Genomic DNA, 22,693 nt, shown 5'->3' on the forward strand with positions numbered 1-22,693 from the left:
GATTTCTTTGCATTTCACCTAGTCAGAGTTTGGTTTGTACTGAGGAAAAGTCGTCTTGCGCTGTTTTTGAGAATGGGAAATCGGGCCGAACTTACACCTAGCCGGCTAGTGTTGATTTTTCACCAGCATCATTTTTTTACAGAAATAGAAAAACAAAAGGCCGTTCTGAATGAACGGCCTTTTGCTATATAAAAATATTACGAGAACTTAATCCACTTTGGAGATCTTGATGATGTTGGTCGGCAGGTGCTGGTCCACCGGTGTAGAACCGGTGTTGATCACCACGTCGGCCGATTTCACAAAACCGCGTTCCTGCAAAATTTTGATTTGATCGGAATGGATCGCATCCAGGCTTTCTTCCTCGCCGTAATAAAAGGCACGAACACCCCAGCTCAGGCTAAGCTGGTTTAGCAGCGTACGTTCTTTGGTGAAAATATACAGCGGCGATTTGGGCCGGTACGACGACAGCATAAACGCGGTATAACCACTTTGCGTCATACCAATGATGGCATCGGCACGAACGTCGCGGGCCAGTTTACAAGCGTTGTAGCAAATGGCATCACTGAGGAACGAAGGGGAGTGGGGCTGGGGCACCAGGTCTTCTTCGCGGTTGTAGCGGTACTCAGTACGCTCCACTTCCTGGATGATCTTGCGCATGGTTTGCACCACCAGTGCAGGATGCTGGCCGGTAGCTGTTTCGCCACTCAGCATCACCGCATCAGCGCCTTCCAATACTGCGTTGGCAACGTCGGTAATTTCGGAGCGGTTTGGTTTTACGCGGTCGATCATGCTTTCCATCATTTGCGTAGCCACAATTACAGGCTTGGCGCGGTGGATGCATTTGCGGATAATGTCGCGTTGTGCCATCGGCACTTTTTCTACGGGCAGTTCCACACCAAGGTCGCCACGGGCTACCATCACCGCGTCTGATTCCACCACAATGTTGCGGAGATCAACCAACGCTGAAGGCATTTCAATTTTGGCAATTACTTTAATGGGGCTGTTGCGTTCATTGAGGCGGCGCTTAAGGTCGATGATATCTTCGGCACGGCGCACAAATGAAAGTGCCACCCAATCCAGTTTTTGGTCGATGATAAAATCGAGGTCGGCAATGTCTTTCTCGGTCATGGCCGGCAGCGAAATCTTCGTGTCCGGCAAATTCACACCTTTCTTAGGCTTCAAGGTGCCGCCGTAGGTAACCACCACTTTTACATCGCCTTCAGGTGTAATTTCTGAAACCACCACTTCAATCTTTCCGTCGTCGATCAGGATCTTATTGCCTACTTCTACATCCTGGTTCAGGTTGGGGTAGGAAATGTAAATGCGCTCCATGTTGCCCACCACTTTTTCTCTTGAAGAAAAAGTAAGGATGTCGCCGGGAGCAATATCGAGGCCGCCGTTCTCGATGTCGCCAACACGCAGTTTTGGTCCTTGCAGGTCGCCGAGGATCGAAATATTGTAAGGCTCTGTTTTGTTGATGTTGCGGATGTGCTCAATGATCTGGGCTTTGTCGGCATGGTCGCCATGCGAAAAGTTGAGGCGAAACACGTTTACGCCGGCTTTTACCAGTTGCAACAGTTTGTCGTAGGTATCGCAGGCGGGGCCCACGGTAGCTACAATTTTGGTGCGGTGAAACGTGTGCTCGATACCCGCCTGCATATCCATATTTTTATGCAGGTACTTGGAAATGTTTTGTGACATAATAAGTCCCGATCTAACTGCGGAATGTGGGGCAAACTTGATGTGCTAACCTGCAGTCCGAAGTTTATTTTGTTGCGTTATAAAATCTTAAGTCGAAACGGTTATAATACGGCCTAGCTGGCCAAGATCTTTACAATCTTCATCCACTCTTCCGACACGGTGCCTTTTTTCTTGCCCACATTTTCCAGCGGCACATAGTTCATGCGGTTGTTTAAAATGCCCACAAAAACATTGTGCTTGCCTTCAACCAGGCACTCCACGGCGTGGTAGCCCATGCGGCTGGCAGTGAGGCGATCGATACAAGTAGGCGAACCGCCGCGCTGAATGTGCCCCAAAATACAAACCCGTGCATCAATGTTGGGCATCCGCTCTTTTACGGCTTTGGCCACTTCATTGGCACCGCCAAATTCGTCGCCTTCGGCTACTACAATAAGGTTCACTAGCTTCTTTCGCTTTTCCTTTTCCAGCAGCGATTCAATTACCGCGTTGATGTCGGTTTTGCGCTCCGGGATCAGGATGCTTTCGGCGCCGGTGGCAATGCCGCTGTGCAGGGCAATGTAGCCAGCGTCGCGGCCCATCACCTCGATGATGAACAGGCGGTCATGGGCATCGGCCGTATCACGGATTTTATCAATGGCTTCTACGGCTGTATTTACAGCGGTATCAAAACCAATGGTAAAATCAGTACCTACAATATCTTTATCAATGGTGCCGGCCAGGCCAACACAGGGAATATCATATTCTTTACTCAGTGCCAGCGCTCCTTTAAAGGATCCGTCACCACCAATTACTACCAGGCCGTCGATGCCTCGTTTTGCCAGCACATCGTACCCTTTTTTGCGGCCTTCCGGCGTATAAAATTCTTTGCAACGGGCTGTTTTCAAAATGGTGCCGCCTCGCTGAATAATGTTGGCTACCGAACGGGATTCCATTTTAAAAATATCGTCTTCGATAAGGCCCTGGTAACCACGCATGATGCCGTAAACTTCCAATCCGTTGTACAGTCCCGTGCGTACCACCGCCCTTACTGCTGCGTTCATGCCCGGTGAGTCGCCACCGGAAGTTAACACACCTATGCGGTTTACTTTCTTTTGCATTATTGATCAATTTCTAACAAAACCCGAAAATGTTTGCTAATTGTTCAGTGATTAGCGGGCCAAAAATAAGGTTTTGTAATAAGTAACCACTTGACAAAAAAATAGGGTGGCTAACCTTACTCAGCTAAGCTGCCCATTTAAATGGTAACCATCAATCTATATGTAAACAATCATTAATGCCTGCCTGCAAAGGGCGGGGCATTGCTCCCAAAAGTTGCACTATTGTTATTATATATGTTGGTAAAAATGATGTGCAGCAGGGCACAGGATGAGTTTAGCAAGGGTGCGCTGTTGACAAGAATCTTTACGAACGATCTATGTGAAATAAACGGGGAAATGCAAAGCCTTTATAAAAATGGGGAATACTTTTTAAAGCTTTGAGGCAACGCTGCCACGGATACATTAAAAAATGGCGCCAAAATCCGCTGCAGGACCGGTTTTCGGGCTGCCATAAATGGCACGGAAAATGGTGCGCTATACAATACAAACACCATCTATGAAAGGCGTAGGAATTGTGGTAGCGTTGGCGCTGTGTGCGGTGCTGGGCGCTTGTAATAAAGAAAACAGGGAGAAGAGTTCGCCGACGTTCGAGGTAACAGAGGTTAAAACCTCTATTGCGGCTTCGGCCATTTATGCCTCGGCTTGGGAAACCTTGCAGGATTGGGAAAAAGACGGTGCGACTTTTAAAACCCGCCAGCATTTGCCCATCAAACCCGAAGGCGGCAAAGTGCTCCTTTTTGCCCGCAACGTGTGGGCAGCAGATGAACCGATGGAGGAGCCGATGGATGATATAGCACTGCAATTACCTTTTAATTTTTTACCCTATACAACCCAGCCCGGACTTACTGAAACCTGGGATTACCAGTTGGAAGCAGACGAAGTAAAAATAGATCTGAAGGTGGCTGGTGGCGAAACCACACCAAGGCCCGTGCAGGTGCGTTGCATTTATATTCCAGAAAGCTTGTGGGCAACGTTAAAATCGGAAAGTGCTGAAGCGCTGGCGTACGAATCGCTGGTGAGTAAGCTGAATCTGAAACCATAGTTTTTGCAAAACAATATTGAAGCCCCGCAGTTTTTAATTGCGGGGCTTTTTTGTGCAAGGGAAATTGGAGGCCTACCGACCGTTGTACCCGATGCCCTACATTTAGCACATGAAGACTGTGTTAATCACTGGGGCAAATGGGTTTGTTGGTCATTACCTCGCCGCAAAACTGTTGCGTTCTCATTATAAAGTGGTAGCTACAGCAAAAGGCGAGCAGAGGCTTTCCATCAACCATCCGCAATTTTTCTTTCAAAACTTGGACATTACAGATGAACAAGCGGTAGCGGCGGTGATGCAGCTATGGAAACCAGCTGTTGTAGTGCACTGTGCCGCTATGACGAAGCCGGACGAATGTGAGTTAAACAAGGACGCGGCCTGGCAAGTAAACGTAACCGGGACTGAACACTTATTGCAAAGTGCCGCTGCAAATGGGAGCCCGCATTTTGTGCACCTGTCCACCGATTTTGTTTTTGCAGGCGATGCTATGACTTATAATGAAGAAGATGAAGTTGCACCGGTAAATTACTACGGCCTAACGAAGTGGGAAGCGGAGCGAAAAGTTCGGCAATACATGGGCAATTGGACCATCGTCCGGCCGATTTTGATATACGGACATCCACTGGCCGGCCGGTCGAACATTCTAACCGTGGTAGCAGATGCATTGAAGGCAGGCAAAGAGGTAAAATTGTTTACCGACCAACAGCGCCGGCCTACGTATGTAGAAGACCTGGTTTGGGGATTGGAAAAAATCATATCGCAAGGAGCCGGCGGTATTTTTCATTTTTCGGGGAACGAGACCCTTTCGCCTTACGACATGGGTAAGCGGGTGGCGGAATATTTATCCCTCGATGCCGACTTGGTCTTACCAGTAACCGCGGCCCAATTCCAGCAGCCCGCCAAGCGGCCACCCCAAACCATTTTTGACCTGCAAAAAGTTACAAACGCACTTGGCTACAAGCCCACGCCTTTTGCCGAAGGCTTGCGCAAAACATTTAACCCGCCCGCAAGGCGCTAAAGCCCAAAAGGATAAGTGTCCGGAATTTTCTGGTTGTGCGCTTCGCCATGGAGCGGGTGCAGTGCCCTTGTTTCATCGAGGAAAATAAAAGCGTTGTAGCGGTTGGGTATGGTAGAAGGAACATAATTGCCGTATTGCTCATACAACGGCCGGTACACCACGCCAATGGCTCGATGGCCTATTCGTGCCGTGGCAAAATCGGTTTGTTGCAAATCTTCGGAAAGCAATAATGAATTGCCACCGGCCTGGTGGAGCAACCATTCCCAACTGCCTTCCCGGGCTTCGGGCACATCCATCACGGTTTGGTCGGCTCCCCAACTGCTGCCGGCAATGACAGAACCGCTATACGTTCCAAAACCTACCAATGCTATCTGCTCCGGCGGGTAAGCCTGCCGCACCAGCGACCCTATGTTGTGCATGCCATCGTCGTGCATGGTAGTGGCCCGGGCATCGCCGATATGGGTATTGTGCGCCCAAACAATAGCCTTCGCATCCGGCCCATGAAAATGCAACAGGCGGTCGAGGGTTTCTGCCATATGACTGTCCCGAACATTCCAGGAATTCGATCCGCCGGCGACCATAGCGCGGTAATATTTCTCAGCGTTCACCGCGATCAGCGCATTCTGTTCGGCATTAAAAATGGCTTCGTTGCCATCTTGCTGCAGCTGGCCTTTTTGCCGCATTTGCTCCAGCAATTTTACCACCTCATCCTCGCAGCGTTTGGGCACCAGTTGCGATGCATATGCATACGAAGATTCATCATCGCGGTACGGGGCAAAACAGCGAAAAGCTTTTTCCGCTTGTTGCAAGGCAGTCGGGTCGGTGTGGGCCAAGTAATCCCGCACCGATTGCAACGAATCCCAAAGGCTATAAACGTCCAGTCCGTAAAAGCCCACTTGCGTTGGTGCTGCGAGGCTGTCGTTGTGCCGGCGCAGCCAACTGGTTAGTGCAACCATTTCCCAGTTTGCCCACATCCAGGCCGGCCAGCGGTCAAAAGCCTGCAACACTTCTGTTGCTATTTCCGGCGTGCCGGGCCTGTGTTTGATAAAATTATTGACGGCGTAACAAGCCGGCCAATCGCCTTCAACAGCAATAAAGTTGAATCCAAAATCTTTGATTAGCCGCTGGCTGATGTAGCTGCGGTAGGTGTAAAATTCGTGGGTACCATGCGAGGCTTCGCCCAGCATCACCATCCGTGAAGTGCCGAGCTGCTCAATCAGCGGTTCCAGATCGGCCAACGATGATATTTGCCGGCCCACGCGGCGCAGCGTTTGCACCTTTGCAGCATCGCTTTTTTGTAAAAATGAGGTGCCCATCACATCTTATTTTGCCGCCGGCGGTGCAGCAATTTCCGGCTCTTGTTTTTTTACATACAACTCCTGCAACACCACCATTAGTATCGCCACCAAAGGCGTTGCCAAAATAATACCCCAGGCACCAAATAAGGTTCCGAATATCATTTGCCCGATCAGTATCAGGGCCGGCGGAATCGAAATCATTTTGTTTTGAATGTAAGGTGTAATGAGGTTGCTTTCCAGCGCCTGCACCAGCAGGTACAGGCCGATCACGAAAAGCGGCGCATTGCCACCCATGGGCAGGCTCACCAGCACCGCGGGTATGGCCGAAATGAGCGGACCAATGTTGGGTACGAAGTTGAATAAGCCCGCAATGATGGCCAACGCAAGGGCCAGTGGCACGCCTATGATGGCAAGTCCAGCCCAGGTTAGCACGGCCACTACCAGCATGGCAAACAATTGTCCTTTCAACCATTGCCCCAAGGTATTGCCGGTTTCTTCCATCACATGCCGGGCTTCCGGCCTTGCTTTGCGCGGCATTAATTTTAAAAAACCGCCCACATAAGTTTGCGGCGCAATGGTAAAGAAAATGCCAAGGAAAAGGATGGCATAAAGATCGCCCAGCACGCCAAAAGACGTGGTGAAAAATCGCTGGATGGCCGGCGTCATTTTTTGCCCCGACCCACTGCTGCCCATGCCATCGATGATTTGTTTACCAATGCCGGTTTTGCCCAATTCTGATTTTGCTTGCTCCAGCAGTTGCGGCAGCTGCTCCGTAAGTTGCGTAAACTCCTGCTGTACCTGCGCACCAATAAACCAAAACACCAGCACCATTAGCAATATGGTACCGATGATAGCGGTGGCCAGGCTTAGCTTTGGGCTCCAATGAAATTTTCGGCGGATGAGGCCTGCAAGCCGCTGAAAAAAAACGGCCACCAATATCGACATCAGGATCAACATCAGCACGTTCACTGCCGTGTAACAAATCCATAAGAGGAGGAATACAAGTGTGATGATCCCGGCGATTTGCCAAACTCTTTTCACAAAAGTGTCGCCATCTGTACGGTGCGGAGCTGGTTGTTGCATGGTAATGAAGCTTTGTTTGAATGGGCTCAACAAAGCCGGAAATTTTTATGCCATGCATTGGTGGAAACTGACAAGCAACCTTTTTGATAGATATAAATCCCTTTCTTTAGCGGCATGTACATCAGGATGCTGGCATTTGCGATTGCTTTAATTAAATGGTGTGCCCCGCCCGCAGAATCCTAATTTTGCCCGTAAATAGTTTATGCATTGAAACACCTTGCTGCTCTCAATAAATATTTCTGGAAATACCGGTTGCGGCTGGTGGTCGGTATTTTCTTCATCATTGTTTCCAACTACTTCGGTGTGCTGGCGCCGCAGGTTACGGGTTTTATCATTGATTTTGTGCAACGTTCGCTTAACCTTCCGGGTTATGTGCCGCGTAACAGTGCCGCTTCTTACGACCGACTGGTGCAATGGTTCATCCGTTGGGTGGAAGGCATGCCTGTTTCAGTAAGTTATATTGTAGCCCTCAGCGGCATCACCATTTTGGTGTTGGCGCTGCTTCGAGGGCTGTTTATGTTTTTTATGCGGCAAACCATTATCGTAATGAGCCGCCACATTGAATACGACCAAAAGAATGAAGTGTTTGGGCATTACCAAAAACTCGATGCTGCATTTTTTAAAACGCACACTACCGGCGACCTCATGAGCCGCATGTCTGAAGATGTAAGCCGGGTACGAATGTTTACCGGCCCGGCGGTGATGTACGTGGTCAACCTGGTGTCGCTGATCGGTTTGAGTTTGTATTTTATGTTTCGCCGCGATGTGGAGTTGTCGCTGTATGTGCTGGCGCCGCTGCCCATCCTGGCCGCTACCATTTATTTTGTCAACACCATCATTCACCGGAAAAGCGAAGAGTTGCAGCAAAGCCTGTCTGCACTTACAACCAATGCGCAACAATCTTATTCCGGCATCCGGGTGATCAAATCCTTTGCGCAGGAAAGTGCCATGTTCCGGTTTTTTGAGCACAACAGTTTGACCTACCGCAGTCGCGCCACCGATCTTGCAAAAATTGAAGCCCTATATTTTCCTTCCATGAACCTGTTCATTGGGTTGAGTACGCTGGTGACCATTATGCTGGGCGGGTTGGCGTACATCAAAGGCGACCCAAGCATTGGTGTAGACACCATCGTGGAGTTTGTGATTTATATCAACATGCTTACGTTCCCGGTAAGTGCTATTGGCTGGACCGCCTCGATGATACAGCGGGCAGCAGCGTCGCAAAAAAGACTGAACGAATTTTTGCAAACAGAGCCGGCCATACAAAATGCAACGCATCCGCACCAGGCGCAAATAACGGGTGGTATCCGGTTTAGCAACGTTCAATTTGTTTATCCCAACACCGGCATTCATGCGTTGAAAGATTTTGACTTGCAGATCAAGCCTGGTGAAAAAGTGGCACTGATTGGCCGCACCGGTAGTGGCAAAACAACAGTTGCACAATTGCTGCTGCGTTTTTTTGATCCTACGTCGGGCACTATTTTATTGGATGATACGCCACTGACCCAAATGCCCCTCAACCACCTGCGCCAGCATATTGGTTATGTGCCGCAGGATGGATTTTTGTTTAGTGATACCATTGAAAACAATATTGCTTTTGGCGCTACCACTGCCGACCGGCAGCGGGTAGAAAGCGCAGCGGCAAATGCAGCCGTAGCCGGCGAAATACAAGGCTTTGCACAACAATATGAAACGTTGGTAGGAGAACGGGGCGTAACATTGAGCGGTGGGCAAAAACAACGGGTGTCCATAGCAAGGGCGCTGCTGAAAGAAGCACCAATCCTGATTTTAGACGATGCCCTGAGCGCCGTTGATGCACGCACTGAAAAAGCCATTCTTTCAAGGTTGAGCGAATACCTGGGAGGCAAGACGGCGTTATTTATTACCCACAGAATATCCACGATGATCCGGTTCGACAAGATCATTGTTTTAGAGGAAGGCCGCATTGCGGAACAAGGCACCCACGAAAGCCTGTTGGCCAGCGGTGGCCTCTACGCCGAAATGTGGTGGCAGCAACAAACCAAAGATGTAGAAGGGGAGCAGGTTTGATCGATTTCCAATCATTCCATTGCAAATTTTATTATTTGTGACGACTCAGTAATTGGCAAGAGAAAATGAAATTTCATTAGATATAGAAACAGCCGTCCGAACTTTTTTTGTCAGATTTGGCTGTTTAAAAAACATAATTATATTTGTAAGGAAACAATTTTAAAACAGAGCTGCAAAGCCAAAACCTTTCATAACTGTAAAAACAACAACTGTGGCGTACGAAAATAACGACAAGAAAATGGAGAGCATTTACAGCAAACGTATTCGTGCAGGTAAACGCAGAACTTATTTTTTTGATGTTCGGGCAACCCGCGGCAATGATTATTATCTGACCATTACAGAAAGCCGTAAGCGTTTCAATGATAATGGATACGACCGCCACAAAATATTTTTGTACAAAGAAGACTTCAACAAGTTCATCAAGGCACTCATTGAGGCTGTTGATTTTGTAAAGACCGACCTGATGCCTGATTTTGATTTTGATGCGTTCAACCACGATGAAGTGTATGAAGGCGAAGGAGAGGGCGAAGTAGAAGAAACAACCGAAGTGGTGGCTGCTGCACCAATCGTTGTTCAGTCTACGGTAGTTGTTTCTTCTGTTGTTGCGTCAGCTGCGCCAGCGTCGGAAGAAGTGGACAAATGGTAATAACTAACTTTTGATAACGAACCCGCTGACAACAGCGGGTTTTTTTTTATGCATCGAATGGTGCTGCCACAAAAAATGCGGGGTGTTGAAGCCCCCGCATTTTTATTATTGTATTTAATGGTTTAGCGCCATTCCTTATATGCATTGATCAACCCATTGGTGGAAGCATCATGGCCAGTTACTGCTTCACTTCCAGTAAGCTCCGGCAGAATCTTGTTAGCCAGTTGTTTGCCCAGTTCTACACCCCATTGGTCAAAGCTGTATACGTTCCAGATCACGCCTTGCACAAAGATCTTATGCTCGTATAAAGCAATCAGTTGACCCAGTGTAAACGGCGTTATTTTCTTAACTAAGAATGAATTGGTGGGCCGGTTGCCTTCAAAAATCTTGAACGGCGCCAGTGCTGCAACTGCCGTTTCGTCTTTGCCCTGTTGCTTCAATTCAGCCACCACTTCACTACTGCTTTTCCCATTCATCAACGCTTCGGTTTGCGCGAAGAAGTTAGATAACAATTTCGGGTGATGATCACCGGTAGGATTGTGGCTTTGCGCGGGTGCAATAAAATCGCAGGGAATGAGCACTGTGCCCTGGTGGATCAATTGGTAAAAAGCATGTTGCCCGTTGGTGCCGGGCTCGCCCCAAATGATCGGACCAGTGGCATAATTTACCGGCTGGCCGTTGCGGTCTACGCTCTTACCGTTGCTCTCCATATTTCCTTGTTGGAAATACGCTGCAAACCGGTGCAGGTACTGGTCGTACGGCAAAATGGCTTCGCTTTGCGCACCAAAAAAGTTGACATACCAAATGCCGATGAGGGCCATCAGCACTGGAATGTTTTGCTCAAACGGTGTGTCTTTAAAATGCTGATCTGCCGACTCAGCACCTTTTAAAAGTGCTTCAAAGTTTTCGTATCCAATGGTCAATGCAATGGACAAACCAATGGCGCTCCAAAGCGAATAGCGGCCGCCAACCCAATCCCAGAACTGGAACATGTTTTCCTTATCAATGCCAAAACGCGTTACCTCTTTTTCGTTGGTGGAAAGGGCCACAAAATGCTTGGCAACATGATCTTCGGAACCTGATGCAGCCACGAACCAGTCACGAGCCGTGTGGGCATTGGTCATGGTTTCCTGCGTAGTAAAGGTTTTGGATGCAACAAGAAACAGCGTTTCTTCCGCAACTACTTTTTTTAATGTTTCTTCAATATGGGTCGCATCCACATTCGAAACAAAATAAGTCTGTATGCCTTCAACCCAGTATGGTTTCAGCGCTTCCGTTACCATCAGCGGGCCTAGGTCCGATCCGCCGATACCGATGTTGACGATGTATTTTATTTTTTTACCGGTGTAACCCACCCACTCGCCGCTGTGCACTCTTTGGCAAAATTCCTGCATTTGCTGGCGCACCCTTTTTACATCCGGCATTACATCTGCACCTGCCGTATTTACCGGCCCATCGGCAAATTTGCGCAGCGCCACATGCAACACGGCACGCTGCTCTGTCTGGTTGATCAATGCACCGCCAAACAGCGCATCAATTGCCTCATTGAGTTTTGTTTCGGTTGCCAGTTGATGCAACAGTTGCAAAGTTTCTTCTGTAATTCGATTTTTAGAATAATCAAAAAGTATATCGCCCAGGCGCTGCGACATTTTTTGAAAACGTGCACCGTCCTGAGCAAACAGCTCTTTCATGTGTACCTGCTTCATGCTTTCGGCATGATGTTGCAATGCGCTCCAGGACTGGGTTTGAGAAGGGTTGATGCGGGGAAACATAGGCATTTTGATTATAAATGTTCAAATACTTCAATGGTCTTTTCGATCATGGCTTCCGAAATATCGAGGTGGGTAACCAGGCGCACCTGCGTCGGCGAAATGGCATAAGCCAGGATGCCATGCTCTTTCAATGTGGCTACAAACGATTGCGGTGTATAAGGTTGCACCACTTCAAAAATGAGAATGTTGGTTTCAACCGGCAGTATGCCACCCACAAAACTTTGGTAACCCAATATTTCTGCGAGTTTATTGGCGTGGTAATGATCCTGTGCTAACCGTTGAATATGGTAGTCGAGTGCATAGCTGCCGGCCGCTGCCAGCGAACCAGCCTGGCGCATACCGCCGCCCATTAATTTACGCACCCTGCGGGCTTTTTTAATAAATGCTTCAGAACCCAATAGTACACTGCCAACGGGGCTGCCCAGGCCTTTGCTCAAACAAATTGATATTGAATGAAACAACCGACCGTATTCCGTTGGGTCCTGTTCCCTTGCCACCAGCGCATTGAACAGGCGGGCACCATCCAGGTGCAGTGCTAAGCCGGTCGTGTCGCACAAGCTCCTGATGGCTTCAATGTCTTCTATATCGTAGCAGCTGCCGCCGCCGCGGTTGGAGGTATTTTCCAACGCCACCAGCGAAGTGCGTGCTTTGTGCACATCATCGAAACTGTTGATGCCTTCCGCCACCATTTCGGCAGTAATGAGGCCGCGATAACCGTTGAGTAATTTTACCGATGCACCCGAATTAGCCGCAATGCCGCCACCTTCATATTGATATATATGTGCGGTGCAGTCGCAAATCACTTCATCGCCCGGCACAGTATGCATTTTGATGGCGATCTGGTTGGTCATGGTGCCAGAGGGGCAAAACAAACCGGCTTCCATCCCAAACATCCGTGCGGCCTTTTCTTCCAGGCTATTTACTGAGGGGTCTTCTCCGAAAACATCATCACCTACGGCGGCCGCATGCATGGCTTCTTTCATGGCCGGCGTAGGTCTGGTCACTGTGTCGGACCGGTAATCAATCAACATTTAAAAAATTTGTCCGCAATATAGTATTAGCGCGGCTCTTATTTGTATGATTCTGCCATGTTGCGAGCAATATCAAATTGTACACGCCAAGGCTAACGAAGGTTATGTTCCTATCATTGATTCAAGTCATTCATCTTATTCCCACCATATAATACCACATACATGCAATGCCGACCGCTTGTCATTTCGTCGGCTGCGTGTGGTAACATAAATAAAGCGGCTGCGTCCCATTGCTACAATGCGTTGCTGCCATTCATCCTCTGCTAAAACCGTTCATGCCAAACTAATGTACTATGCTTTGTATAGTACCTACATTCGTAATGTAATTAACAATTACAAGTACTAACACAACAATATATGAAACCACTGCGCTCCCTGCTCACCCTCGCCTTATTTGCCGTACCATTTGCCGGTTTTGCCCAGCAAAAACCAGCGTCCATCAGCGGCCAGGTTACCGACATTCAGAAAAAAGCCCTGGAATCGGCCACTGTAGCCCTGTTGCGGGGCAAAGATTCTTCGGTAATAAAATATGGTGTTGCCGATAAAGCGGGCCGTTTTGTGTTCGAGAACCTCGAAGCAGGACAATACCTCGTTCAAATCACAGCAGCTGGTTTTGAAAAAAAATACTCCGAAAAGCTGACGCTTGATGCGAAAGCGACCCCAGTGGAATTGGCTGCAATGGTTTTGGCGCCACAAAGCAAATCTATGGACGGCGTGACCGTTACGGCCAGACGCCCCATGGTGGAACAGAAAATTGACCGCACCGTGGTAAACGTGGAAGCGTCGATCACCAATGCCGGCAGCAATGCACTGGAAGTGCTCGAAAAGGCACCCGGCGTAACAGTGGATAAAGACGGTAACATCAGCCTGAAGGGAAAAGAAGGCGTGATGGTGCTGGTGGACGGAAGGCCTACGCAACTGAGCAGCGCCGACCTTGCCAATTTGCTCCGCAACATGAACGCCAGCCAACTGGACCAGGTAGAGATCATGACCAACCCACCCGCAAAATTTGATGCTGCAGGCAATGCCGGTATCATCAACATCAAAACCAAAAAGACCAAGCAGTTTGGTTTCAATGGTTCAGCCACATTGAGCTATGGCCAGGGCCGCTATGGAAAAATAAATGAAAGCCTGAACCTGAACTACCGTAAAAACAAAGTGGCTCTTTTTGCCAACGTCAGCCACAACCACCGCAAAAATTTTCAGCGCCTGGATATCCAACGCAACCTGCGCAATTTTAACACCAAGGAACTGGAATATTTCTTTGACCAGGAAGCGCACATGCAGAGCAAGTACAACTCAATCAATGCAAAGCTGGGCGCCGACTATTTCCTGTCGAAAAAAACGACGCTGGGTGTATCACTCGGTACCAACACCAACCCGGGTACCAACATCAACAACAACCTGAACCAGATTTCGGATAATGCAGGCAACTTGTTTGAAGTAACTAAATCGGTAACAGGAGCGGAGCAAACCTTTCGCAATGTGCAGGCAAACGCTAATTTTCGCCATCAGTTTGACAGCACCGGTCGTGAGCTGACTGCGGATGTTGATTACCTGAACTACCGCCTGCGTGATCAGCAATACCTGTCGAACTATTATTTTGATGCACACAACAACCAGATCCGCAATGGCGATACGCTGTACAGCTTCCTTCCGCAGGACATCAACATCCTGAGTGGCAAGGCCGATTACCTGCAACCCCTGAAAGGCGGTGCCCGTTTTGAAGCCGGCGTGAAAAGCAGTATTGTAAAAACCGATAACAATGCTCGCTTCGATTCAATGATCAACGGCAAGCGTGTATTTGATGCCAACCGCAGCAACCATTTTATTTACGAAGAGCAAATCAATGCAGCTTATGTAAACCTGGCGGGTCCGTTGAGCAAAAAATGGAATGGCCAGCTGGGCTTGCGCCTGGAACAAACCGTTGCCAAAGGCACACAGGTTACTACCGACAGTGTGTCCAAACGCAATTACCTCAACCTGTTTCCCACAGCCTTTATTCAATACAAAGCCAATGAAAAGAACGTGTTTGGCCTGAACTATGGCCGCCGCATCCGCCGTCCTAATTACGAAAGCCTCAACCCGTTTGTTGAATACCTGGACCGGTACACGTTCCAACAAGGTAACCCGAACCTGCAACCGCAGTTTAGCCACAATGTAGAATTGAGCCATACGTTCCGCCAGTTTTTGACTACAACGGTGAACTATACCCGAACTACAGATATCATCCAGCAGGTGATTGAACAAAACACCGAACGAAAAGAGGCTTATGTCAAACAAGCCAACATTGCAAACCAGCGCCAGGTGGGTATCTCAGTAAACGCAACCATGCCCATTACCAAATGGTGGACCAGCAGCATTTATGTAAATGCTTCTGATAACCGTTTTGAAGGCATTGTTAGCGGAGAGAATGTGGTGGTGGAAGGCCGGATGCTGATGCTCAATGGCACGCAACAATTCAAGTTGTCGAAAACATGGAGCGCCGAAGCCAGTGGCTTTTACCGCACCGCCGGGCTGGAAGGTGTGCTGCTGACCCGCCCTGTGGGCATCTTCAACCTGGGCCTGGCCAAGCAGGTAATGAACAACAAGGGCAGTATTCGCCTGAATGTTCGCGACGTGTTTTACACCATGAAGTTTAAAGCCGAAACCCGCTACGCAAACGTAGACGCACAGTTCCAGGAGTGGCGCGACAGCCGCGTGGTGAACCTCACATTTACCTACCGCTTCAGCAAAGGCAAGCTGAATGGCAGCGCACCAAAACGCCGCACCAGCAGTGCATCCGACGAGCAGGAACGTGTTGGTGGCAACTAACTGAAAAACACCAGTAAGAAGGGCAGGGGCGACCCTGCCTTTTTTAATTTATGCCGGCAAATAATGCGCAATGTTGTAACTTAAATAACGGCTCGATTGATACAGCATTTTTGAGGAGCAATTCTGATCAGTGGTGCGATTTTTTTAGCAGCAAAAGTTCTGAATCTCAATAGCATTTAAACCGGATACCTGCCATTTATAATAGGATGTTGCAGCTTGTCCAAATGCGGGTTGTTCACATCTTGATGTTTGTAACTTGAGGTATCAATAAAAAATAACTTGATTGAATGAAAACTTTGTCTAATTTTAAGTTGCAGAATAAAATTCAACAAAGTGCCAAAATAATTAGATAGAATATTTTGAATTCGGTACGGAATTCGTATTTTATCCAAAATCTGTATTTTTCTCATGTGAACTTCGGCCCCTTTGTCCAGAGGGGCTTCTTTATTTCCCTGAAGCGATGCTTTATCTAAATGTTGTCGGATAGAAGCAACTACAGTAACTGCAGCAAAAAATTCGTAAATCTGCATGAAACTTTTCAACCCATGCCTTCTTTTGATATTGTCAGCAAAACCGACATGCAGCTGTTAGATAATGCCATTAACGTAACCCGCAAAGAAATCACCAACCGGTTTGATTTTAAAGATGCCGCCGTCGAAATCGACCTCAACAAAAAAGACGGAACTATTGATATTGCCACCACCGATGATATGCGGATGCGCCAACTGGTGGATGTGCTCATCAGCCGCACCATGAAGCAAGGCATCGATCCCTCGGCGCTGGACGTTTCGAAAGAGCCGTACCAAAGCGGTAAAGTGGTGAAAAAAGAGGTGCCGGTGCGCAACGGCCTGAAACAGGACGACGCCAAGAAAATTGTGAAGCTCATTAAGGACTCGGGTCTGAAGGTGCAGGCGCAGATCATGGATGAAACCGTGCGGGTAACCGCCAAAAAAATTGACGACCTGCAGCAGGTGATCCAACTCTGCAAAGGCGCTAACCTCGATTTGCCGCTGCAATACACTAATATGCGGAGTTAAAGCAAAAACTGGATTTTGCTTTTTTGCGCTAATACCCTACCTTTGCGCCTTCGTAAACTTAATTCCGCCCCGGCGGCAAATAACATAACCGTATGTAGGTCGCCAATGGAGGCGTCTGGCATGCAAAACCCATCAACATGAAAAAAGATCTTCATCCGGCAAACTACCGTTACGTGGTGTTCAAAGACATGAGTAACGGATTTTCTTTCCTGAGCCGCTCTACAGCTAATACTAAAGAAACCGTACAGTGGGAAGACGGCAACGAATACCCGCTGGTGAAGCTGGAAATTTCCAGCCAGTCGCATCCTTTCTTTACCGGTAAAAACGTATTGGTTGACACCGCTGGTCGTATCGACAAGTTCAACAAAAAATACGCAAAGAAATAAGTTTTGCCCCGGCAAAATAATAGGATCCCGCTCCGCTTTGGAGCGGGATTTTTTTTGACCGGTGATGTGGGGGATTGGGAATGATTTAGATGATGTGGTCGGGAAATCAACTTTCGATTAAACAGAAAATTCATTACCACCTGCCAGCCCGAAGCGTCTCCGAACTTCGACAATGTCATGCCGAACTTGTTTCGGCATCTCCTCGATCCTTAGTCAACTCCGAAGATCAAAGGAGATACCGAAACAAGTTCGGCATGACAACACTGCATGGCAATAGCAACTCGATTTGAGTACAGTCAGTTTACTCCTCCATGTGATTTTTTCAACAACCTCACACAAACATCCTGCATATCCATTCCAATCATGCCCATCTGGAGTTATCTTTCAGTTGCCAAATAACCAGCCCAGCGGATATGAAAAAGATCGTGTTTACCGAAGAATTCTGCCAGCCCGAACAGCTCTATCCTTTTACACTTACCCGGCAGGTGCAGGACATCCGCATAGGCATCCTGACCATTCGGGAAAAATGGGAGGCGCATCTGGGGCTTGTCTCTTACGACAAACACGAGGACGATTATAAAGACCTGGAACGGGCCATGGTGGTGGATGGACCGTCGATTGGCGATGATATCCTGTACCTTATTCACGGCAACATCTTGCCAACGCCTAAACTGGTGCGGGCCATCAAAAAACTAAAACCCGGCGAATGTATTTCTGCCGGCGGCCGCGAAAGCGTGGCTTATTGTATCTCGAAGGGGGAAATTGAAAACGAGCACAAGATCAAGATCACCCGGTCCATCGAGATTGATGAAGAGATCAGGGAACTTCGTTTTCCGTGGGACATTTTTACACTCAACGCATGGGCCATTGCACAGGATTTTGAGCTGCTCACCCGCAAAAGAACTTCGCAAAAATTAGGGCCAACCAACCGGGCTTCGGGCTCTAAAAACATTTTTATTGAAAAAGGCGCCAGGATCAACCATGCAATTTTCAATGCTGCAGACGGGCCCATTTATATTGGTAAAAACGCCACTATCATGGAAGGCAGTTTGCTGCGTGGCCCAATCTCCATAGGCGAAGGAGCCGTGGTTAAAATGGGCACCCGTATTTATGGCGCTACGACCATCGGGCCCAAATGCGTGGTAGGCGGTGAAATAAAAAACTCGGTGCTGTTTGGCTGCTCCAATAAAGCGCATGATGGTTACTTGGGCGATTCGGTGATTGGCGAGTGGTGCAACCTGGGTGCCGGCACGTCCAACTCCAACGTAAAAAACACTGCCTCTGGCGTACAGGTGTGGACGCCCCGTGGTGAAGTAGTGGTGGGCCTCAAATGCGGCCTCATCATGGGCGATTACTCCCGCACCGCTATCAACACATCGCTTAATACCGGCACCGTCGTAGGCGTCAGCAGCAACGTTTTTGGCGCTGGCCTGTCGCCAAAATACATTCCTTCTTTTTCCTGGGGTTTTGACGGCATCGAACGCTACCGGTTTGACAAAGCTTGCGCCGATATTGCATCATGGAAAGCATTGAAAGACGAGTCGCTCACCAGCAATGAGGAACTCATTTTAAAGCATATCTACAATCATTACTGAGCATAGACCCGAAGGCCTATTTTTGCGGCAACGCCGCAAGGATATGACCCAGTTTGAATACAAGTTTTTGGAAGCACCTACAAAAGGATATTGGAGCGGAAAGATCGACCTGCAGGAGCTGACCAACACACTCAATACACACGGCCGCGAAGGTTGGGAGGTAGTGAGTACCACCGACACCAATATGCACCAGGGCGGTACACATGCCCTAATCATTTTATTAAAAAGAAAAATCGATAACCTTTAGCAATGAGAAAACAAATTGCCGCAGCAAACTGGAAAATGAACCTTACCTACCAGCAGGCCGAAACCTTGCTGGATAGCATTTTGAGCGAAAAGCTTTCGCTGGAAGCACACCAGCAGGTGGTGTTTTCGGTTCCTTTTCCATACCTCATTATGGCCAACAGCGAAGTGGCCGACCAGGCGAATGTTGCCATCGCCGCACAAAACTGTTCCGATAAAAAAAGCGGCGCCTATACCGGTGAAGTATCGGCCGAAATGCTGCAGTCGATCGGCATCAACTGGTGCGTGATTGGCCATAGCGAACGCCGCGAATATTTTGCAGAATCGGACGCAACACTGGCCGCCAAGGTTGATATCTGCCTGGCCAATGGCATCACGCCTATTTTCTGCTGCGGCGAGCCATTGCCGGTTCGTGAAGCCGGTGAAGAAAATAGTTTTGTGCAAAAACAATTGGAAGCATCGCTGTTTCACCTCGATGCCGACAGCATACAAAAAGTGGTGATTGCCTACGAGCCTATTTGGGCCATTGGCACCGGCAAAACCGCCAGCACACAGCAGGCGCAGGATATGCACCAACACCTGCGTTCGGTGTTGGCATCAAAATGGGGTAGCGAAGTAGCTGATAACATTTCTATATTGTATGGCGGTAGCGTAAAAGCAGCGAATGCAGCGGAAATTTTTGGAACACCCGATGTTGATGGCGGCCTGGTTGGCGGCGCATCGTTGCAAGGTCCCGAGTTTGTGCAAATCATTCAAGCACTGAAAAAATAAACAGCACAGAAACATATGTCATGGTCATCACCCGGAAAAGCGGGGTGTTGCTTAACTTCCTGGATGTTCGGGTGGTGATCAATGGCAATGTTATTTACCCGCTTCGCCGCGATGAACCCGTGGTGATCACGTTGCCCAAAAAACCTTCGTCGCTGGTAGCTACCGATGGCTACCATATTTCGCCGCCGCTGCAGGTGGAATGTGCGCCCCGCAAAGCTTGTCACCTGTACGTTGTTTGCGCCATTGATGACGGCCTTTTTTACACCGGCCTGTTGTTGCTGGGTGTTTGTGCGTTGGTAGGCGTCATATCTGATATTCTCCTCCTGAAGTTTTTATCCTTCTTGCCCCTCCTGTATTTTCTGTTTCATTATTACATCCGCCGAAGGGCTTTTCTACAGGTGCGGATGGCTACGTGATAAAGTTTTAGTACAAGCTTTTTACAAAACCTACCGCAAATAAATTTCACTGATTATCCATTCTTTTTTGAAGCTTTAGCAAATAAAAAGACACGCCGACAGCAGTGCGATCGCTTTATGCTAAAAACCACCAATGTGTTTTAATTTGTGCGCAAATAAATAAGCTCATGCCCCGCCTGCTGATCCTGTTTGCGCATCCCTTGCTCGAAAAATCAAGAGTGCACAGCAGGCTGATCAAAGAGTTGAAAGGTCTGCCCGATGTGACCTTTCATGATCTATACGAAGCCTATCCCGATTTTGATATCAATGTGCCCTTTGAACAGTCGTTGCTGCTGCGGCACGATGTAATCGTGATGCAACATCCCTTTTACTGGTACAGTGCGCCACCAATCATGAAGCAATGGATCGACCTGGTGCTGGAACATGGTTGGGCCTACGGTAAAGGCGGCACACATTTAACCGGCAAAATGTTGTGTAATTTTTTATCGGCGGGCAGTTCGCTTTCCTCCTACACCAACGAAGGGCAACATGCTTATTCAATACGCCAGTTTTTGCTGCCTTTTCAACAAACTGCAGCACTGTGCCACATGCAATACCTGCCACCGTTTGTAGTGCCCGGATCGCATCAACTGGGCAAAGAAATGATTGCCGAATATGCCAGCCAGTACCGGCAACTGCTGCAAATGCTGACTGAAACAACTGTTGCAACACATGATTCTACAGCCACATTTTTAAACGACTGGCTGGTGCCATCCATACACACACAAGCTTTAACCAATGGACCAGAATAATATATTTTTCCAGGCAATGGTGTACCTCGCTGCAGCGGTGGTGATGGTGCCGATTGCCAAGAAATTAAACCTCGGCTCTGTGCTGGGTTATCTGCTTGCCGGGGTGCTTATCGGGCCAGCGGTTTTGGGTTTTGTAGGGCATGAAGGCGAAAGCGTGATGCACTTTGCGGAGTTCGGGGTGGTGATGATGCTATTTATCATTGGGCTGGAGCTGGAGCCCACCATGCTGTGGCGCATGCGCCGTTCCATACTAGGCATGGGTGGTTTACAAGTTGCCGGCACAGCTTTGTTACTTTTTACCGGTGCAATGATGTTTGGTTTGCCCTGGCAACAAGGCGTGGCATTAGGTGGCATTTTAGCGCTGTCTTCAACGGCCATTGTATTGCAAACCATGCAGGAAAAAGGTTTGATGAAAACCGCATCCGGGCAAAGTGCTTTTTCGGTGCTACTGTTTCAGGACATTGCAGTCATCCCGATGCTGGCGCTTTTTCCGCTATTGCAAAATTTGCCGCTGCCTGCTTCGGCGGATGATCATAACAGCACGAGCATGGTGGCGCATTTGCCGGCATGGCTGCAGGCGCTGGTTTTGCTCGGCGTTGTTGCGTCAATCATTGTTGCGGCACGGTTCATCATGGGGCCCTTGTTCCGGCTCATTGCTGCTTCTCGGCTGCACGAAATGTTTACGGCCACCGCGCTGCTTATTGTTGTAGGCATTACGGTGTTGATGACGATGGTGGGCCTGAGCCCTGCATTGGGCAGTTTTTTAGCCGGTGTGGTGCTGGCTAACAGCGAATACCGGCACGAGTTGGAAAGCAATATTGAACCATTTAAAGGCTTGCTGCTTGGGCTCTTTTTTATCTCGGTGGGTGCTACCATTGATTTTCGCCAGGTATTGGACCAACCGCTTCAACTCGCTGGAATTGTTTTGGGATTGATGGTGCTGAAAGTGCTCGTGTTGTTTGCGATCGGGAAGATCTTTAAAATGGGTCTGGACCAAAACCTAATTTATTCCGTTGCATTGAGCCAGGTAGGTGAGTTTGCATTTGTGCTGTTTTCTTTTTCTGCATCAAATGGCATTTTGCCACAAGCCCTTATTGATACGATGATTGCTGCCGTGGCAATCAGTATGGCCTTATCGCCGTTGCTGCTGTTGGCGCTGGAGCGTTTTGTGTTGCCACGCATTGTTACCAATACTCCTGATGATGATCGACCAGCTGATACTATTTTGGAAGAAAACCCGGTGATTATTGCCGGCTTTGGCGATTTTGGCAATGCGGTCGGCCGCTTTCTGCGGGCACATAAAGTAGGCGTAACCATTCTGGACAATGATGCCGAACGTGTGGAGCTGTTGCGCCGGCTTGGCTTTAAAGTTTATTACGGCGATGCATCGCGGTCGGAGCTGCTGGCTTCGGCTGGTGCGGCCAAAGCAAAGCTCATCATCATTACCATCGAACCTTCGGAAAAGCGATTGGAATTGATCAACACCATTAAAAAACATTTTCCCAACCTGCGCATGCTGGTCCGGGCCAGCAACCGTTTTGATGCATATGATCAGATGAACGCCGGGATGTTGCACATTTACCGCGAAACAATTGACACGGCTTTACGGGTGGGTGTGGATACCATGCACTTCCTCGGGCATCGAAATTATACGGCCACCCGTGCTGCTAGACAATTCCTGCGGCTGGATGAGGCTAATCTGAAAAAGCTTTCGTCCATTCGCGACCCGGATGAATACATTAATACTGCCCGGGAAAAGATCGAAGAACTGGAGCAAACTTTACAGTCCGATTTGTTTCATTTGGGTAAATCAGAAAAAAGCTGGGACGAGGAAAGCCTTATTGCAGAAGCATTGCAGCCCAATCCAATCAATAACGGTCAAGAAAAAGCCGCACCAAAATAGTGC

20 protein-coding genes are annotated in these 22,693 nt (G+C 48.6%); 13 read left to right on the top strand and 7 right to left on the bottom strand.

What is annotated here, in order from left to right; all coding sequences use genetic code 11:
* Nucleotides 1-207 precede the first annotated feature (207 nt).
* Both pyk and pfkA read right to left on the bottom strand, forming a co-directional pair.
* Nucleotides 208-1,701, bottom strand: coding sequence for a pyruvate kinase (gene pyk / locus EPD17_RS11715; RefSeq protein ID WP_132054413.1), 1,494 nt, complete (start codon nucleotides 1,699-1,701; stop codon nucleotides 208-210).
* A gap of 113 nt (nucleotides 1,702-1,814) precedes the next feature.
* Entirely contained in the window at nucleotides 1,815-2,798 is a 984-nt protein-coding gene (pfkA, locus tag EPD17_RS11720) for a 6-phosphofructokinase (RefSeq protein WP_175580731.1), read from the bottom strand.
* Between the two features lie 496 nt (nucleotides 2,799-3,294).
* Here pfkA and EPD17_RS11725 point away from each other — a divergent pair, with 496 nt between their 5' ends.
* Together EPD17_RS11725 and EPD17_RS11730 are read left to right on the top strand one after the other, a co-directional pair.
* Nucleotides 3,295-3,840 (top strand): hypothetical protein, encoded by a 546-nt coding sequence (locus tag EPD17_RS11725; RefSeq protein WP_132054415.1) that lies wholly within the window; start codon nucleotides 3,295-3,297, stop codon nucleotides 3,838-3,840.
* Nucleotides 3,841-3,949: 109 nt separating this feature from the next.
* Entirely contained in the window at nucleotides 3,950-4,855 is a 906-nt protein-coding gene (locus EPD17_RS11730; RefSeq protein WP_132054417.1) for an SDR family oxidoreductase, read from the top strand.
* Here the strand turns inward: EPD17_RS11730 and EPD17_RS11735 are convergent.
* Nucleotides 4,852-6,171 carry an erythromycin esterase family protein gene (locus tag EPD17_RS11735; RefSeq protein ID WP_132054419.1) on the bottom strand — a complete coding sequence of 440 codons (1,320 nt, stop codon included), beginning with the start codon at nucleotides 6,169-6,171 and terminating at the stop codon, nucleotides 4,852-4,854. The two genes, EPD17_RS11730 and EPD17_RS11735, sit on opposite strands and share 4 nt — an antisense overlap.
* A 6-nt stretch (nucleotides 6,172-6,177) precedes the next feature.
* Nucleotides 6,178-7,236: an AI-2E family transporter gene (locus EPD17_RS11740; RefSeq protein ID WP_132054421.1), complete on the bottom strand. Its 1,059-nt coding sequence runs from the start codon at nucleotides 7,234-7,236 to the stop codon at nucleotides 6,178-6,180.
* A 207-nt stretch (nucleotides 7,237-7,443) separates the two neighbouring features.
* Here EPD17_RS11740 and EPD17_RS11745 point away from each other — a divergent pair, with 207 nt between their 5' ends.
* Nucleotides 7,444-9,285 (top strand): ABC transporter ATP-binding protein, encoded by a 1,842-nt coding sequence (locus EPD17_RS11745; RefSeq protein ID WP_132054423.1) that lies wholly within the window; start codon nucleotides 7,444-7,446, stop codon nucleotides 9,283-9,285.
* Between the two features lie 211 nt (nucleotides 9,286-9,496).
* Nucleotides 9,497-9,931, top strand: a complete 435-nt coding sequence (locus EPD17_RS11750; RefSeq protein ID WP_114234126.1) for a DUF3276 family protein — start codon at nucleotides 9,497-9,499, stop codon at nucleotides 9,929-9,931.
* Between the two features lie 122 nt (nucleotides 9,932-10,053).
* Here the strand turns inward: EPD17_RS11750 and pgi are convergent, their stop codons facing one another.
* Both pgi and EPD17_RS11760 read right to left on the bottom strand, forming a co-directional pair.
* Entirely contained in the window at nucleotides 10,054-11,703 is a 1,650-nt protein-coding gene (pgi, locus tag EPD17_RS11755) for a glucose-6-phosphate isomerase (protein WP_132054424.1), read from the bottom strand.
* Nucleotides 11,704-11,714: 11 nt separating this feature from the next.
* The gene (locus EPD17_RS11760) at nucleotides 11,715-12,734 is read right to left on the bottom strand and encodes a threonine aldolase family protein (RefSeq protein ID WP_132054426.1); all 1,020 of its coding nucleotides are present in this window, start codon (nucleotides 12,732-12,734) and stop codon (nucleotides 11,715-11,717) included.
* 357 nt (nucleotides 12,735-13,091) lie between these two features.
* Here EPD17_RS11760 and EPD17_RS11765 point away from each other — a divergent pair, with 357 nt between their 5' ends.
* Nucleotides 13,092-15,548: a TonB-dependent receptor domain-containing protein gene (locus tag EPD17_RS11765; RefSeq protein WP_132054428.1), complete on the top strand. Its 2,457-nt coding sequence runs from the start codon at nucleotides 13,092-13,094 to the stop codon at nucleotides 15,546-15,548.
* Between the two features lie 176 nt (nucleotides 15,549-15,724).
* On the opposite strand, the gene EPD17_RS11770 is transcribed toward EPD17_RS11765, so the two are convergent.
* A complete protein-coding gene (locus tag EPD17_RS11770; RefSeq protein ID WP_132054430.1) occupies nucleotides 15,725-16,078 on the bottom strand; it encodes a hypothetical protein in 354 nt (117 codons plus the stop codon).
* 15 nt (nucleotides 16,079-16,093) lie between these two features.
* Here EPD17_RS11770 and EPD17_RS11775 point away from each other — a divergent pair, with 15 nt between their 5' ends.
* From EPD17_RS11775 to EPD17_RS11810, 8 genes are all read left to right on the top strand, one after another.
* Complete coding sequence (locus EPD17_RS11775) at nucleotides 16,094-16,585, top strand: YajQ family cyclic di-GMP-binding protein (RefSeq protein ID WP_114234121.1); 492 nt, start codon at nucleotides 16,094-16,096, stop codon at nucleotides 16,583-16,585.
* Between the two features lie 137 nt (nucleotides 16,586-16,722).
* Nucleotides 16,723-16,971, top strand: coding sequence for a type B 50S ribosomal protein L31 (locus EPD17_RS11780; RefSeq protein ID WP_114234120.1), 249 nt, complete (start codon nucleotides 16,723-16,725; stop codon nucleotides 16,969-16,971).
* Between the two features lie 413 nt (nucleotides 16,972-17,384).
* On the top strand, nucleotides 17,385-18,566 hold the full coding sequence (locus tag EPD17_RS11785; RefSeq protein ID WP_132054432.1) for a putative sugar nucleotidyl transferase: 1,182 nt from the start codon (nucleotides 17,385-17,387) through the stop codon (nucleotides 18,564-18,566).
* Nucleotides 18,567-18,609: 43 nt separating this feature from the next.
* On the top strand, nucleotides 18,610-18,813 hold the full coding sequence (locus tag EPD17_RS11790; RefSeq protein ID WP_132054434.1) for a DUF4177 domain-containing protein: 204 nt from the start codon (nucleotides 18,610-18,612) through the stop codon (nucleotides 18,811-18,813).
* Between the two features lie 2 nt (nucleotides 18,814-18,815).
* Nucleotides 18,816-19,580: a triose-phosphate isomerase gene (tpiA, locus tag EPD17_RS11795; protein WP_132054436.1), complete on the top strand. Its 765-nt coding sequence runs from the start codon at nucleotides 18,816-18,818 to the stop codon at nucleotides 19,578-19,580.
* Between the two features lie 20 nt (nucleotides 19,581-19,600).
* Nucleotides 19,601-19,996, top strand: a complete 396-nt coding sequence (locus EPD17_RS11800; RefSeq protein WP_132054438.1) for a hypothetical protein — start codon at nucleotides 19,601-19,603, stop codon at nucleotides 19,994-19,996.
* Between the two features lie 167 nt (nucleotides 19,997-20,163).
* Nucleotides 20,164-20,787 (top strand): NAD(P)H-dependent oxidoreductase, encoded by a 624-nt coding sequence (locus tag EPD17_RS11805; RefSeq protein ID WP_132054440.1) that lies wholly within the window; start codon nucleotides 20,164-20,166, stop codon nucleotides 20,785-20,787.
* Nucleotides 20,774-22,690, top strand: a complete 1,917-nt coding sequence (locus EPD17_RS11810) for a monovalent cation:proton antiporter-2 (CPA2) family protein (protein WP_132054442.1) — start codon at nucleotides 20,774-20,776, stop codon at nucleotides 22,688-22,690. Before EPD17_RS11805 ends, EPD17_RS11810 begins: the two co-directional genes overlap by 14 nt.
* Nucleotides 22,691-22,693: the final 3 nt, after the last annotated feature.

It is taken from the genome of Pseudocnuella soli, from assembly GCF_004347775.1.
GTDB lineage: Bacteria > Bacteroidota > Bacteroidia > Chitinophagales > Chitinophagaceae > Flavisolibacter > Flavisolibacter aquaticus.